This window comes from Pseudomonas sp. Y5-11 (genome assembly GCF_022368695.1).
GTDB lineage: Bacteria > Pseudomonadota > Gammaproteobacteria > Pseudomonadales > Pseudomonadaceae > Aquipseudomonas > Aquipseudomonas parakoreensis.
Window position 1 is genome coordinate 6,414,177 of sequence record NZ_CP058974.1, and the last position, 14,864, is coordinate 6,429,040.

16 protein-coding genes are annotated in these 14,864 nt (G+C 62.4%); 5 read left to right on the plus strand and 11 right to left on the minus strand.

Going from position 1 to position 14,864, the window contains the following annotated elements:
• Window positions 1-5: 5 nt before the first annotated feature.
• The 4 genes from rlmH to HXW87_RS28900 form a co-directional block, all read right to left on the minus strand.
• On the minus strand, window positions 6-473 hold the full coding sequence (rlmH, locus tag HXW87_RS28885; protein WP_003185785.1) for a 23S rRNA (pseudouridine(1915)-N(3))-methyltransferase RlmH: 468 nt from the start codon (window positions 471-473) through the stop codon (window positions 6-8).
• A gap of 9 nt (window positions 474-482) precedes the next feature.
• Window positions 483-977, minus strand: coding sequence for a ribosome silencing factor (gene rsfS, locus HXW87_RS28890; RefSeq protein WP_047296815.1), 495 nt, complete (start codon window positions 975-977; stop codon window positions 483-485).
• A 72-nt stretch (window positions 978-1,049) separates the two neighbouring features.
• Window positions 1,050-1,739, minus strand: a complete 690-nt coding sequence (gene nadD, locus HXW87_RS28895) for a nicotinate-nucleotide adenylyltransferase (RefSeq protein ID WP_179294958.1) — start codon at window positions 1,737-1,739, stop codon at window positions 1,050-1,052.
• 1 nt (window position 1,740) lies between these two features.
• The gene (locus HXW87_RS28900; protein WP_121187386.1) at window positions 1,741-3,012 is read right to left on the minus strand and encodes a glutamate-5-semialdehyde dehydrogenase; all 1,272 of its coding nucleotides are present in this window, start codon (window positions 3,010-3,012) and stop codon (window positions 1,741-1,743) included.
• Between the two features lie 177 nt (window positions 3,013-3,189).
• Here HXW87_RS28900 and HXW87_RS28905 point away from each other — a divergent pair, with 177 nt between their 5' ends.
• Both HXW87_RS28905 and HXW87_RS28910 read left to right on the plus strand, forming a co-directional pair.
• Window positions 3,190-3,885 carry a DNA-3-methyladenine glycosylase gene (locus HXW87_RS28905; RefSeq protein WP_239778239.1) on the plus strand — a complete coding sequence of 232 codons (696 nt, stop codon included), beginning with the start codon at window positions 3,190-3,192 and terminating at the stop codon, window positions 3,883-3,885.
• A 114-nt stretch (window positions 3,886-3,999) separates the two neighbouring features.
• Window positions 4,000-5,316, plus strand: a complete 1,317-nt coding sequence (locus HXW87_RS28910; RefSeq protein WP_239778240.1) for a bifunctional DedA family/phosphatase PAP2 family protein — start codon at window positions 4,000-4,002, stop codon at window positions 5,314-5,316.
• A 119-nt stretch (window positions 5,317-5,435) separates the two neighbouring features.
• Here the strand turns inward: HXW87_RS28910 and HXW87_RS28915 are convergent, their stop codons facing one another.
• The 3 genes from HXW87_RS28915 to HXW87_RS28925 are packed head-to-tail and all read right to left on the minus strand — an operon-like array spanning window position 5,436 to window position 7,115.
• On the minus strand, window positions 5,436-6,026 hold the full coding sequence (locus HXW87_RS28915) for an LON peptidase substrate-binding domain-containing protein (protein ID WP_007960613.1): 591 nt from the start codon (window positions 6,024-6,026) through the stop codon (window positions 5,436-5,438).
• Window positions 6,027-6,036: 10 nt separating this feature from the next.
• Window positions 6,037-6,753, minus strand: coding sequence for an LrgB family protein (locus HXW87_RS28920; protein WP_239778241.1), 717 nt, complete (start codon window positions 6,751-6,753; stop codon window positions 6,037-6,039).
• Window positions 6,753-7,115 (minus strand): CidA/LrgA family protein, encoded by a 363-nt coding sequence (locus HXW87_RS28925; RefSeq protein ID WP_047296821.1) that lies wholly within the window; start codon window positions 7,113-7,115, stop codon window positions 6,753-6,755. Before HXW87_RS28925 ends, HXW87_RS28920 begins: the two co-directional genes overlap by 1 nt.
• 179 nt (window positions 7,116-7,294) lie before the next feature.
• Between HXW87_RS28925 and HXW87_RS28930 the strand changes: the two genes are divergently transcribed.
• The 3 genes from HXW87_RS28930 (at window position 7,295) to HXW87_RS28940 (ending at window position 10,257) form a co-directional block, all read left to right on the plus strand.
• The gene (locus tag HXW87_RS28930) at window positions 7,295-7,750 is read left to right on the plus strand and encodes a MaoC family dehydratase (protein ID WP_239778242.1); all 456 of its coding nucleotides are present in this window, start codon (window positions 7,295-7,297) and stop codon (window positions 7,748-7,750) included.
• Window positions 7,751-7,860: 110 nt separating this feature from the next.
• Window positions 7,861-9,588, plus strand: coding sequence for a C13 family peptidase (locus HXW87_RS28935; RefSeq protein WP_239778243.1), 1,728 nt, complete (start codon window positions 7,861-7,863; stop codon window positions 9,586-9,588).
• Window positions 9,589-9,615: 27 nt separating this feature from the next.
• Entirely contained in the window at window positions 9,616-10,257 is a 642-nt protein-coding gene (locus tag HXW87_RS28940; protein ID WP_007968134.1) for an oxidoreductase, read from the plus strand.
• A gap of 135 nt (window positions 10,258-10,392) precedes the next feature.
• Here the strand turns inward: HXW87_RS28940 and HXW87_RS28945 are convergent, their stop codons facing one another.
• The 4 genes from HXW87_RS28945 to HXW87_RS28960 all read right to left on the minus strand — a co-directional run bounded on the left by HXW87_RS28945 (window position 10,393) and on the right by HXW87_RS28960 (window position 14,754).
• Window positions 10,393-10,677, minus strand: a complete 285-nt coding sequence (locus HXW87_RS28945; protein WP_115986843.1) for a YceK/YidQ family lipoprotein — start codon at window positions 10,675-10,677, stop codon at window positions 10,393-10,395.
• Window positions 10,670-11,317, minus strand: a complete 648-nt coding sequence (ubiX, locus tag HXW87_RS28950) for a flavin prenyltransferase UbiX (RefSeq protein WP_047296825.1) — start codon at window positions 11,315-11,317, stop codon at window positions 10,670-10,672. The genes HXW87_RS28945 and ubiX overlap by 8 nt, the downstream gene beginning before the upstream one ends.
• Complete coding sequence (mpl, locus tag HXW87_RS28955) at window positions 11,314-12,663, minus strand: UDP-N-acetylmuramate:L-alanyl-gamma-D-glutamyl-meso-diaminopimelate ligase (RefSeq protein ID WP_239778244.1); 1,350 nt, start codon at window positions 12,661-12,663, stop codon at window positions 11,314-11,316. Before mpl ends, ubiX begins: the two co-directional genes overlap by 4 nt.
• 177 nt (window positions 12,664-12,840) lie before the next feature.
• Window positions 12,841-14,754: a sigma-54-dependent Fis family transcriptional regulator gene (locus tag HXW87_RS28960; RefSeq protein ID WP_239778245.1), complete on the minus strand. Its 1,914-nt coding sequence runs from the start codon at window positions 14,752-14,754 to the stop codon at window positions 12,841-12,843.
• Window positions 14,755-14,864 lie beyond the last annotated feature (110 nt).

Sequence of the window (14,864 nt, forward strand, 5' to 3'; positions counted from 1 at the left end):
CAGGACTACTTGTGGTAAGGGTGACCGGACAGCACGGTCCAGGCACGGTACAGCTGTTCGCCGATCAGGATCCGCACCAGCGGGTGCGGCAAGGTCAGCGGCGACAACGACCAGCGCTGGTCGGCGCGAGCGCAGACTTCCGGCGCCAGCCCTTCGGGGCCACCGACCATGAAGTTGACCGTGCGCGAATCCAGCCGCCAACGGTCGAGTTCGACCGCCAGTTGCTCGGTGCTCCAGGGCTTGCCATGCACTTCCAGCGTGACGATCCGCTCGTTCGGCCCGACCTTGGCCAGCATGGCTTCGCCTTCCTGGCGGATGAAACGGGCCACGTCGGCGTTCTTGCCACGGGTATTGAGCGGAATTTCCACCAGTTCCAGCGCCAGCTCGGACGGAAGACGCTTGGCATACTCATGCCAGCCTTCTTCCACCCACTTGGGCATGCGTGAACCGACGGCGATCAGTCGCAGTCGCACAGCAATCCCTTACAGCTGGTCTTTGTTGAGTTTGGTGAAATGCTCGTGGGTGTTTTCCGGGCTGTGGTGCTTGGCGTCTGCCGCACGGCTTTGCTCGGCACCGGCCCACAGGCGCTCCAGGTCGTAGAACTGACGTGCCGAGGCAGTCATCATGTGCACGATCACCAGGTCCAGATCGAGCAGCACCCAGTCGCTGTCGCCCTTGCCTTCTTCGCCCAGCGGCCTGGCGCCTTGCTTTTTGACCTCTTCGCGGACCTTGTCCAGCATCGCGTTGATCTGGCGATTGGAGGTACCAGTGGCGATGATCATGTAGTCGGTGATGCTCTGCTTGTCGCGAACATCGATGATCTGGATGTCTTGTGCCTTGACGTCTTCCAGGGCTGCCACGGCAACCTTGACCAGCTCGTCGCCCTTGAGCGGCTCGTTGGTGTTGGCGACTTCCGGCAGCGGCGCGCTCTTGAACGTGCCTTTGCGCTTAACTTTGCTTACATCTTTGTCGGTCATATAAAACTCGTTTTGCTCATGTATTCGGCGGCTTGGCGATACGTGGATTCGTATCAGTGAAGCACGCCTTGTTCAGTTCGACGCACGGTACAGACCGTGCGCATCGATGTAGGCCAGGACCGCGTCGGGCACCAGGAAACGTACCGACTTACCGCTGGCCAGCAGTTGACGGATCTGGGTGGCGGAAACCGCGAGCGGTGTCTGCCAGACGAATGCAATCTGTCCGCTCGGCCCTTTGACGGCCAGCGGGTCGCTCACCGAACGCGCTGCCAGCAGGTTGCGCAAGGCATCCGGCGGTTCGCTGTCGGCGTCCGGGCGCTGTAGCACCAGGATATGGCAATGCTGGAGCAACTCCTCCCAGCGGTGCCAAGTGGGCAGGCCGCAAAATGCGTCCCAGCCCAAAAGCAGAAAAACCTGGGTCTCGGCGGCCATTTCGGCACGCATCAACTCCAGGGTATCGATGGTCCAGGACGGTTTGTCCCGCTGCAATTCGCGGGCGTCCACCACCAGCGGCGGCACTCCGGCCACCGCGCACTCAACCATGGCCAGCCGATCCTGCGCCGACACTTGCGGCGTATCGCGATGCGGCGGCCGGGCGCTGGGCATCATGCGCAGCTCGTCGAGCCCAAGCGCTTCAGCGACTTCCAGCGCACCGCGCAAATGGCCGATGTGCACCGGATCGAACGTGCCGCCCAGCACGCCAATGCGTTGCGGGCGAGACTCGCTGCCGGTTTGCGGCGCTGTCAGGTCGAGGTCGGTCAAGTCAGACCGTCGCCTGGCCGCGCAACTGGCCATCACCGACCACGATGTACTTCTCGCAGGTCAGCCCTTCGAGACCCACCGGGCCGCGGGCGTGCAGCTTATCAGTAGAAATGCCGATCTCGGCACCCAATCCGTATTCGAATCCATCGGCGAAGCAGGTCGGGGTGTTGATCATCACCGACGCCGAGTCGACTTCCGCGACGAAACGCCGGGTGTCGGCGAGGTTTTCGCTGACGATCGAGTCGGTGTGGTGCGAGCCGTAATGGTTGATGTGTTCGATGGCCTGGTCCAGTCCGTCGACCACGCGAATCGACAGGATCGGCGCCAGATACTCGGTGCTCCAGTCATCTTCGCTGGCCGCTACCGCGTCAATGATCGCCCGGGTGCGTTCGCAGCCACGCAGCTCGACGCCTTTTTCGCGGAACTGGGCAGCCATCGCCGGCAGGAAATCCTTCGCAACACTTTGATCGACGAGCAGCGTCTCCATCGCGCCACAGATGCCATAACGGTAAGTCTTGGCATTGAAGGCAATGCGCCGGGCTTTCGCCAGATCGGCGTGGGCACTGACATAAACGTGGCAGATGCCGTCCAGGTGCTTGATCACCGGCACGCGGGCGTCACGGCTGATGCGCTCGATCAGGCCACGGCCACCGCGCGGCACGATCACGTCGACGTACTCAGGCATGGTGATCATCGCGCCGACGGCGGCACGGTCGGTGGTTTCGACCACTTGCACCACGGCTGCCGGCAATTCGGCCTCGGCCAGACCGCGCTGGATGCACGCGGCAATCGCCCGGTTGGAATGAATCGCCTCGGAACCACCGCGCAGGATGGTCGCGTTACCGGACTTCAGGCACAGGCTGGCGGCATCGATGGTCACGTTGGGCCGGGATTCGTAGATGATCCCGATCACACCCAGCGGCACGCGCATCTTGCCGACTTGAATGCCGGACGGGCGGAAGCTCATGTCACGGATCGCACCGACCGGATCCGGCAGTGCTGCCACCTGGCGCAGGCCGACGATCATGCCATCGATGCGCGCGGGAGTCAGTTCCAGACGTTCCAGCAAGGCTGGCTCCAGACCATTGGCGCGACCAGCGGCCAGATCCTGTTCGTTGGCTGCGGCCAGCTCGGCGCGCGCAGCGTCCAGCGCATTGGCAGCAGCCTGCAAGGCGCGGTTTTTCTGCGCGGTGCTGGCACGGCCGATGACCCGGGAAGCTTCGCGGGCGGCGCGACCCAATCGGGTCATGTAGTCAAGAACGGACTCAGTCATGGTCTGCTGGGGTCTTGGCAAAGAGGAAAGCGGCAGATTATAGCTGTCGCGTCCCGGGACTAACAGCGGTGACGGGCGGATGGTCGAAATGGACTGCAATTTGCCGACGTTCAGCCGTAATTAAGCCGCGGATTGTTATCATCGCGACCTCCTTCGCCTGGATAACCACCGTTTGCCATGTCCAACCTGACCGTTCGCGCCACCGCCGAGCGCCTGCCACTGGGCCTTCCGGACACTTTTTTCGACCGTGACGCGCAAGTGCTGGCGCGCGATCTGCTCGGCAAAGTCATCCGCCACCGGGTCGGCGATCTGTGGCTCAGTGCCCGGATCATCGAAACCGAAGCCTATTACTGCGCGGAAAAAGGCAGTCATGCCTCCCTCGGCTACACGGAAAAGCGTAAGGCTTTGTTTCTGGATGGTGGACACATTTATATGTATTACGCCCGTGGCGGCGATTCACTGAACTTCAGCGCTCAGGGGCCGGGCAATGCGGTGTTGATCAAATCCGCCTACCCGTGGGTCGATGAGGTCAGCGGGCCGGCGAGCCTGGCGCAGATGCTGTTGAACAATCCTGATGCCCAAGGCCGCCCGCGTCCTTCGCAAAAACTGTGTGCCGGCCAGACGTTGCTGTGCAAGGCGCTGGGGTTGAAGGTCCCAGTGTGGGACGCCAAGCGTTTCGACCATGAACTGCTGCTGGTGGAAGACACCGGCCCGGCGCCGACGCAGATCATTCAGACCACACGCCTGGGCATCCCCCAGGGCCGCGACGAACACCTGATGTACCGCTTCGTCGACGCCACGTATGCCCAATGGTGCACGCGGAACCCGTTGCGCCGGGGTCAGGTCGAAGGTCGCGATTATTTCCTGCTGTAAACACGTAACCCTGTAGGAGCTGCCGCAGGCTGCGATCTTTTGATCTTTTAACAGCAAAGATCGCAGCCTGCGGCAGCTCCTACAGGGATCATCAATGGTTTGGAGTTTTTTGGTATGGGCCCATGGCTCGATAGCGTGACCGGTTGGCTCGCTGCCAATCCGCAGTGGCTGGCGGCAGCGGTATTTATCGTCGCCTGCGTGGAGTGTCTGGCGATTGCCGGGTTGATTGTGCCGGGCACAGTGTTGCTGTTTGCCGTCGCGGTACTGGCCGGCAGTGGCGCGCTGTCACTGAGCGAAACGCTGCTGCTGGGCTTTCTCGGCGGGATTCTCGGCGATGTGATCTCGTACTTCCTCGGCCGTCACTTCCACCAGAACATCCGCCGCCTGCCAGGTTTGCGCCACCATCCGGAATGGATGGCCGGGGCTGAAACCTACTTCCAGCGTTACGGCATCGCCAGTCTGCTGGTCGGGCGCTTCATCGGACCGCTGCGACCGATGCTGCCGATGGTCGCCGGGATGTGCGACATGCCCTTCCCGCGCTTCGCCGCCGTCAGCCTGCTGGCGGCGGCCGGCTGGAGCGTCGCCTACCTGCTGCCGGGTTGGGCCACCGGCGCGGCGATCCGTTTGCCGCTGCCGGAAGGTTTCTGGCTGCAGGCCGGCATCGTCGCCGCCAGTATCGCAGTGATGGTCGGCCTGAGCGTCAACAGCAGCTTGCGCCAGCATCGCCGGGCGACGATCTGGATCAGCAGCATGAGCCTGTTGATTCTGATCGGCCTGTTTATTGGCTATCCGTATCTGCACGCCCTCGACCAAGGCGTGATGACCCTGGTGCAGGAACATCGCCAACCGATGCTGGACGAGATTGCGGTGACGTTCACCCTGATCGGTGAATTCCGCAACATGCTGATGTTCAGCGCACTGCTCACCGGGCTGTTGCTGCTGTGTCGGCAATGGCGTCAGGCAATCTTTGCCGGTGGCGTGCTGCTGTGCACCGCGCTACTGAACACCGTCACCAAACAGTTTTTCGCCCGGGTCCGCCCGGAGGTGCTGACCGATCCACTGACCAGTTACAGCATGCCCAGCGGCCATGCGTCGGGGGCTTTCGCGCTGTTTCTGGTGCTGGCGGTTCTCGCCGGTCGCGGCCAACCGCCGCGCATGCGCCTGACCTGGCTGCTGCTCGGCTGCATTCCGGCGCTGTCGATTGCGTTGTCACGAGTCTATCTGGGCGCGCACTGGCCGACAGATATTCTGGCGGGTGCGATGCTGGCGGCATGCGTGTGTGCGGCGGGCTTGTGGCTGAGTCAGCGCAAGGCGCCGCTCAACGCCATGCCGTTCAAGGTCTGGTGGCTGATTCTGCCGGCGCTGCTGTTGCTGTTCAGCCTGTTCGTTCTGCGGCATTTGCCGGACACGATGTTGCGTTACGCTTATTGAGAAGCAAAAGATCGCAGCCTGCGGCAGCTCCTACAAGGTTTTGATTTCACATGCGCAAGATGGCGCGGGTATGAAATGAATCTCATGTAGGAGCTGCCGCAGGCTGCGATCTTTTTCGCTCAGGCGAACAGCTCGCCCTGCAGCTCATCGAGCAGCGCCTGGATCGCATCCAGTCGCTGCTGCGGATCGTCGAGTTGCAGCAGGTCGATCTTGTCTTCTTCGGCGAACGGCAGCAGATACGCCAGTTGATTGGCCAGCGACTGCTGCCCCAGCGCTTCGGTGCCCATGTTCAGCGCCTCGACCATCGGGTGCTCGGCCAAGGCCTTGAGCAACGCCACCAGATCGGCGTCTTCGTCCTGCAGCGGTTGCTCCGGCTCATCGTCCAGCCATTCGACGTCGGCAAGGATCAACTGATCGCGCTGCACCTCTGTGCGCAACACCTGAAAACGCCGCCCGCCCTGCACCCGGATCCCGAGCAGACCGTTGTCCTGTTGCTGGAAATCGGTGATCCGCGCCTCGCAGCCGACCAGGGCAAAGCCTTCGGGCGCAACGCCGACTTCGTGGCCGTCGAGGATGCACACTACGCCGAAACCGCCACCCTGTTTCATGCAGCGGCCGATCATGTCCAGGTAGCGCGCCTCGAAGATCTGCAAGTCGAGGTTGCAGCCGGGAAACAGCACTGTGTTCAGCGGGAAAAGCGGCAGACTCATAGACATTTCCTTAGACCACCATCGACACCGCCAACGGCAGGAACACCGCCGTGGCCACGCCCATCAGACTCATCGCCAGCGCCGCGAAGGCGCCGCACTCATCGCTTTCCTGCAGCGCCACCGAGGTGCCAACCGCGTGTGCGGTCATGCCCAGCGCCATGCCGCGCGCTTCAGGACTGTGCACGCCGAGCCGGGTCAGCAACGCCGGGCCGAAGATCGCGCCGATCACCCCGGTGATCAACACGAACACCGCCGCCAGCGCCGCCACGCCACCGATCTGCTCGGCCACCAGCATCGCAATCGGCGAAGTCACCGACTTTGGCGCCATGGTCATCAAAATCATGTGCTCGGCACCGAACCACCAGCCGAGCAACACGCCCATGTTCGTGGCGACCACGCCGCCTATCACCAGCGTAGTAAAAATCGGCCAGAACAATTGGCGGATGCGCTTGAGGTTCAGATACAGCGGCACCGCCAACGCCACCGTCGCCGGGCCCAGCAGAATGCTGAGGATCTCGGTGCTCTTGCGGTACTCGGCGTACGTCAGGCCGCAGCCGACCAGCACGCCGATCACCAACAGCATGGAGACCAGCACCGGTTGCAGAAAGATCCAGCGGGTTTTCTCGAACGCCGCCAGCACCAGTTGATAGGCACCGAGGGTGATGCCGATGCCGAACAGCGGATGATGGATCACCGAAGCCCAGGCACCTTGCCAATCGAAGAGCATCAAGCGTCCTCCGAGTTCGGTGCGTGTCGCTTGACCAGCCGTTGCATCAACACCCCGGCAAAGGCCATCGACAGGATCAACGACAGCACCAGCGCGCCGACAATCGCCCAGAAGTCCGCGGCAATGTCGCTCGCATACACCATCACGCCCACCGCCGGCGGCACCAGCAGCAACGGCAGATAACGCAACAGACTGCCGGCCGCGAGGTTCAGCGGCTCACCGACTTCACCACGCATGATCAGGAACACCAGCAACAGCAGCAGGCCGATGATCGGCCCCGGCAGCACCGGCAACAGCAAATGGTTGAGTGCCGTGCCGAGCAGTTGAAACAGCACCAGCATGGTCAGGCCACGTAACAACATCAGACATCTCCCCCGCAAGTCCTCGGCATTATAAGCACGGCGGCGCTATGGATCGGCATTCGCCAAAAGCATGGTCGGTTGACCGGAGCAAAACGCCATGATGATCTACAGTGGTTCGCAGGGCGGACAAATCCCCCACCTGAAAAACTATAAAACCGATGAACCCAAGGAGAGTCTCAATGCCCTATGTTCCCGTTGCAGAGCTCAAAGATTATGTCGGCAAGGAACTCGGACGTTCCGAATGGCTCACCATCGATCAGGAGCGTATCAACCTGTTCGCCGAAGCCACCGGGGATTATCAGTTCATCCATGTCGATCCGGTCAAAGCCGCGCAAACGCCTTTTGGCAGCACCATTGCCCACGGTTTCCTGTCGCTGTCGCTGATCCCGAAACTGATGGAAGACATCCTCGTGCTGCCGCAAGGCCTGAAGATGGTGGTCAATTACGGCCTGGACAGCGTGCGTTTCATCCAGCCGGTGAAGGTCAATTCAAAAGTGCGCCTGAAAGTCGACCTGGCCGAAGTCACCGAAAAAAAACCCGGTCAATGGCTGCTCAAGGCCACCGCGACGCTTGAGATAGGAGGCTCGGACAAACCGGCCTATATCGCCGAACCGCTGTCGCTCTGCTTCGTTTGAGTCACCGGATGCGAAACAGCGCACGCTGTTTCGCATCCGCGCTGTTTTCCCGGCTGTATAAGGTCACATGGCTGCGGCATACTCGGTCGCCTAATTGCCCGGATCCCGCTATGCGCCCACTCGCTTCTCTTGCACCCCTTGCCCTGACCCTGATGCTCACCGCGTGCGGCGACGGCGAATCGCTGCTGCCCCCGGATGCACGCCTGCCGGACGGCGGACGCTATCGCGGTGAACTGGTCAACGGCTTGCTGCAAGGCCAGGGCCGCGTCGACTATCCCAACGGCAGTTGGTACGCCGGACAATTCGACAAGGGCCAATGGCATGGTCAGGGCGAATGGCACGGCAGTAACGGCGAGGTTTATCGCGGCCAGTTCCAGCAGGGCCTGTTCGACGGCCAAGGCAGTCTGACCACCAACGCCAGCAGTTACACCGGCGGTTTCAAGCAGGGCCGACGCGATGGCGAAGGCACGCTGAAAGAAAACGGCATGACCTACCGTGGCGAGTTCAAGGCTGACCAGTATTCCGGGCTGGGGCGTCTGGAAATGGACGACGGCAGCGCCTATCAGGGCCAGTTCGCCCACGGCAAACCCAACGGCGAAGGCCAGCGCGGCGATGCCAGCGGCAACACCTTCAGCGGCCATTTCGTCAACGGCCAGCTCGAAGGCAATGGCACCTTCAACAGCGCCGATGGCGACATCTATGTCGGCGGCTTCAAGAACAGCCAACTGCACGGCAAGGGTCGCTATGAAAACGCCGACGGCGACGTCTGGCTCGGCCAGTTCAAGGAAGGCGCGCTGACCGGCAAGGGCGAATTGATCGGCGCCGACGGCAGCCACTACATCGGCTATTTCAATGACTGGCGCTTCAGCGGCCAGGGCCGTTTGAACCTGTCTGACGGCAGCTTCTACATCGGCGAGTTCGACAGCGACAGCTACGCCGGGCGCGGCACCCTGGTGCTGACCGACGGCACCGTACTCAGCGGCACCTGGATCAACGGCCAGCGCGTGCGTGACGCCGACGGCAAGCTGCTGCCCGACACCCTCGAACTCGGCTTGCTGGCCCAGGGCCGCCTGCTCGATAACGCGCTGGCCGCCGTGCCCGCCTCGACCCCGGCGGTGGAGTTGTACACCCTGACCCTCGGTGGCGACGGCAAGCAAAGCGTGTTCCTGCGCGAGTCCGACTACGTCGCCAACATGCTCACCACACGTTTCGGCGCTTACGGCCAGATCCGTCTGGTCAACCACCGAGACCACCTCACCGACCGGCCGATGGCCACCCGCGAAAACCTGCGCCGCGCCGCGCAGACCCTGGCCGAGCGCAGCGGCCCGGAAGACCTGGTGTTCATCTACCTGACCAGCCACGGCACCGCCGAACACGAACTGGTGCTCGACCAGCCGCGCATGGAACTGGCCGACCTGCCCGCCGACGAACTCGCCACGGTGCTGGCGCCGCTGAAAAACCGCGACAAGGTGATCGTGATTTCATCGTGCTATTCCGGTGGTTTCATCCCCGCGCTGAAAGATGAGCGCACCCTGATCATGACCGCCTCGCGCGCCGACCGCGTGTCGTTCGGTTGCTCGGAAGAAGCCAACTTCACCTACTTCGGCGACGCCTTGTTCGCTCAGGCGCTGAACCAGACCGACGACCTGGAGCAAGCCTTCAAACTGGCCAAGGCCACCGTCGCCGAGCGCGAACTGGCGGACAACTTCGAAGCCTCGGAGCCGCAGATCTGGGCACCGAAAACCGTGCTGGCGCACTGGCAACTGCTGCGTAAGCAGCAGGCCAGAAAAGCGTTGCAGAGTGCTGCGTTGAACGACGGAGCCACAAACAGCAACTAAGCTGAACAGTATCAAGGGAGAAACACTATGTACTTGACGCCTCAGCACGTTTTGCTTGCCGGAGCCACCGGACTGACCGGTGAGCACCTGCTCGACCGTTTGCTCAACGAGCCGACGATCACCCGCGTGCTCGCCCCGTCCCGCCGGCCGCTGGCGGAACATCCGCACCTGGAAAACCCGGTGGGCGACCCGCAGGCGTTTCTGCCGCAGCTCAGTGGTCGCGTCGATATCGCCTATTGCTGCCTCGGCACCACCATCAAACAGGCGGGTTCCGAAGCCGCGTTCCGCGCGGTGGATCTGGACATGGTCGTAGCGTTCGCCAAACGCGCGCGGGAGATGGGCGCGCGGCACCTGATCGTGATCAGCGCACTGGGCGCCGATCCGAAATCGTCGATTTTCTACAACCGGGTCAAAGGTGAGATGGAGCAGGCATTGCGCGCGCAGGACTGGCCGCAATTGACTATCTGCCGACCATCGCTGTTGCTGGGCGATCGCACCGAGCCGCGCCTGGGCGAACAGCTGGCCGCGCCGTTTTCCAAATTGATTCCCGGCAAATACCGCGGCATCGAAGCCTGCCAACTGGCCAGGGCGATGTGGCGTCTGGCGCTGGAAGAACAGGATGGGGTGCGGATCGTCGAGTCGGATGAGCTGCGCAAGCTCGGCAAGTAGTTTTGTGGTGCCTGGGCTGGCCTCTTCGCGGGCAAGCCCGCTCCCACAGTAGTCTCCAGCGAACACAAACCTGTCGCACGACATCAATCACTGTGGGAGCGTGGCTTGCCCGCGAATGGAGTGCGCAGCACTCCCCTACAATCCACCCGTCGCCTGAAACCCAACGCCGATCACGGTCAGCAACGACAGCGGCAACAGCAGCGTATCGAGCAACGCACTCGCCGGCAGGTCCACCCCCGGATAACTCGGCGCCTCAGCGCCGAAGCGATCCATCGCACAACATCCGCCATTCATCGCATACAAATCCAGACGCGTTCCGGAATACACCACCGGCGCCCCCGGTTTGGCCGCATCCAGCGTGCGCGCGGTGGCGCAGCCGGCCAGTTGCAGCGCCAGCACAATCGTCAGCAGCTTATTCATCGCTGCTCAGATGATGCTCGCCCCAACGCGGCAGCATGTCCTGAGGAATACCCAGCAGATTGAGAATCCGCGCGACAACGAAATCAATCAGGTCGTCGATGGTCTGCGGCTGATGATAGAAGCCCGGCGACGCTGGCAGGATGGTCACGCCCATGTTCGACAGCTTGAGCATGTGTTCCAGATGAATGCTCGAATACGGCGCCTCGCGCGGCACCAGAATCAACTGGCGACGCTCCTTCAAGGTGACGTCCGCTGCGCGTTCGATCAGATTGTTGCAGGCACCGGTGGCAATCGCCGACAAGGTACCGGTGGAACACGGCACCACAACCATCGCCGCTGGCGCGCCGGAGCCCGAGGCCACCGGCGACATCCAGTCTTCCTTGCCGTACACACGGATCTGCCCGGCAGCCGCTCCGGTGTACTCGGTGAGAAAAGCCTGCATCATCTGCGGTTTTGGCGGCAGCGTGACATCGGTCTCGGTGGCCATCACCAGCTGCGCAGCCTTGGAGATCAGGAAGTGCACTTCACGATCTTCGCGCACCAGGCAATCGAGCAGACGCAACCCGTACTGCGCGCCGGACGCGCCGGTCATCGCCAGCGTGATGCGTTCCGGACCGCCGCTCTGGGCAAACGAGTTCATTGCAGGGCCTCGGCGAGCTTGCCGTGCAGGCCGCCGAAGCCGCCGTTGCTCATGATCACCACATGGGTGCCGGGCTGAGCCTGGCTCTTCACCCGTTCGATGATGCCTTCAAGCGAATCGCTGACAATCGACGGCACGCTGCACAGTGCCGCGGTGGCTGCCAGATCCCAACCGAGGTTGGCCGGGGCATACCAGATCACCTGATCGGCATCGACCACGCTGTCCGGCAGACCGTCACGGTGCGCGCCGAGCTTCATCGAGTTGGAGCGCGGTTCGATAATCGCGATCAGCGGTGCGTCGCCGATGCGTTTGCGCAAGCCATCGAGGGTGGTGGCGATGGCCGTCGGGTGGTGGGCGAAGTCGTCATAGATGGTGATGCCGCGCACTTCGGCGACCTTCTCCATCCGGCGCTTGACGTTCTTGAACGCGCTCAGCCCGGCAATGCCCATCGCAGGCACCACACCGACATGCCGCGCCGCGGCCAGAGCAGCCAAGGCGTTGGCGACGTTGTGCTGACCGGTCAATTCCCATTCAACGGTGCCTTGGGACTCACCTTCGAACAGCACTTCGAACGCCGAGCCATCGTCCTTGAGCAACTTGACCTGCCACTGACCGCCGGCACCGGTGGTTTGCACTGGAGTCCAGCAGCCCATCTCGATCACGCGCTGCAAGGCCGGTTCGGTGGTCGGGTGAATCACCAGACCTTCACTCGGAATGGTGCGCACCAAGTGGTGGAACTGCCGCTCGATGGCCGGCAGATCGGGAAAGATGTCGGCGTGATCGAACTCAAGGTTGTTGAGGATCGCAGTGCGCGGACGGTAGTGGACAAACTTCGAACGCTTGTCGAAGAACGCACTGTCGTATTCGTCAGCCTCGATGACGAAAAACGGTGTGCCGCCCAGACGTGCAGACACCGAAAAATTCTGCGGCACGCCGCCAATCAGGAACCCCGGGCTCATGCCGGCGTGTTCCAGCACCCAGGCGAGCATGCTGCTGGTGGTGGTCTTGCCGTGCGTACCGGCAACCGCCAATACCCAGCGTCCCTGCAGCACGTGATCGGCCAGCCATTGCGGGCCGGAGACGTACGGCAGGCCTTTGTTCAGCACATATTCCACCGCCGGGTTGCCGCGCGACATGGCATTGCCGATCACCACCAGATCCGGTGCCGAATCAAGTTGGGCCGGGTCGTAGCCCTGGGTCAGTTGAATGCCCTGGGCCTCAAGCTGCGTGCTCATCGGCGGATAGACGTTGGCGTCGGAGCCGGTCACGTGGTGGCCCAGCTCTTTGGCCAGAACCGCCATCGAGCCCATGAAAGTCCCGCAGATACCCAGAATATGAATGTGCATAGTCGACCTCGTAAAACATCGCCGCAGGTTAGCGCAGGGAGGGGGAAATCGCACTCTTTAGCTGATCACCATCACCCCACCTGTAGGAGCTGACGAGTGCAACGAGGCTGCGATCTTTTGATCCTGTAAAGAACAAGATCAAAAGATCGCAGCCTCCGGCAGCTCCTACAGAGGGATTTATGCGGTTCGGGCGATTCCGTGTTTTCGCAGCTTTCTGTAGAGGGTGTTGCGGCTGACCCCGAGCTGCTGCGCGGTCTGGGTCATGTGCCAGCGCGCTTGCTCCAGCGCATTGAGCAATGCCAGGCGTTCGGCGTCCTCCAGCGGATGCTCGGACTCAGCCGTCTTCAGCGCAAGCGGCGGCTGCGCCTGGCGAATCATCGCCGGCAAATCCTCCACCCCGATCCGCCCTTCATCGCACAACGCCGCCAGCGTGCGCAGGACATTGCGCAACTGCCGCACGTTGCCCGGCCAGTTGAACGCCAGCAACGCCTGACGGGCCGCCTCGTCAATCACGATTGTCTCGCCGCCGGCCTCCTCGGCCAGCAGGAAATCCAGCAACTGCGATTTATCACTGCGTTCGCGCAGCGCCGGTAGCGCAACTTCGAGGCCATTGAGCCGGTAATACAGGTCTTCACGGAAGCTGCCGTCTTCGACCCGCTCCAGCAGATGGCGATGCGTGGCGCTGATGATCCGTACGTTGACCGCCTCCGGCTCGCCGCCGATCGGCACCACCTGCCGGTCTTCCAGCACACGCAGCAAACGGGTTTGCAGCGCCAGCGGCATGTCACCGATTTCATCGAGAAACAAGGTGCCGCCATCGGCCTGCTGCAGCTTGCCGCGCATGCCGTCCTTGCGCGCGCCAGTGAAACTGCCACCGCGATAACCGAACAGCTCGCTCTCGATCAGGCTCTCGGGGATCGCCGCACAGTTGAGGGCGACGAAGGCTTTGTTGGCACGCTGGCTGGCATGATGCACAGCTTTGGCGAAGGCTTCCTTGCCGGAGCCGGTTTCGCCATTGATCAGCAGCGGCACGTCGCGCTCGAACACGCGCAGCGCCTTGCGAAAATCCGCTTGCAGCGCGGCGTCACCGAGGCAGATGCCCGCCAGTGGCTGAGCTTTGGCCACGACCGGGGCCGGCATGATCTTCGCCGGTTTGCGCGACTCGCCACGCAGCAAGGCAAACAGATGCCGCCCATCGCGGGTGCGCAGCGGCCAACTGGCGCTGGCATTGGCGCTGGCACGGCCGAGCAACTCGTCCAGCGAGCAATCGAAAAACGCTTCCACCGGCTTGCCGAGCAAACCACCGCGAATATGCCCCAACAGGTTCAGCGCACTTTGGTTGACCGCGCTGATCCGCCCTTCGCCGTCAAACGCCAGCAGCCCTTCGCTGAACAAGCCGACGGATTCGGCCTGCAGATGAAAACGCAGCAACCACTGGTTATCGAAGCAACGCAGGAAATAGCAGCTCTCGATCATCTTCGCCGACAGATTGACCAGCGCCATGGTGTGGAACTGGCTCTGGCGCGAAACGTCGTGGCGCGCCGAGGATACGTCGAGCACTGCGAGCAATTCGCCGTGCGGGTCGAACACCGGGCTCGCCGAGCAGGTCAGACCGGTGTGGCGACCGCGAAAGTGTTCGTCCTGATGGATGGTCAGCGCCTGGCGCTCGACCAGGCAGGTGCCGATACCGTTGGTGCCTTCGCAGGCTTCGCTCCAGTCGGCGCCGAGCCAGAGCCCGGCACGTTCGAATATCTTGCGCTCGGCGGGTGCGGTGACGCAGTTGAGGATCACTCCTCGCGCATCGGTCAACAGCACCGCATGACCGGCGCCGGACAGTTGTTGATGCAGGCTGCTCATTTCATTGCCGGCAATCTGTAACACCTGTTGCAGGCGCTCGCGGCTTTCGAGGACGCGCCCATGTTCGAGCACCGTAGGCGCCATGGTCAGGGCCGGATCGAGGTGGTAGTCCTCAAGACAGCGCAGCCACGAACGGGCAATCGACGGATCGGCACCCGGCCCGTGCAGGTGCGGCTTGCCCTGACTGACGGTGAGAACCTGCTGGGCATGGCGACTCAAATGGTTGTCGTGCATTTCTTATTATTCTCCCCGAAAGGTCGACGCAAACCTGGTGTAGGAGCTGCCGAAGGCTGCGATCTTTTGATCTTCAAAAACAAGGTCAAAAGATCGCAGCCTTCGGCAGC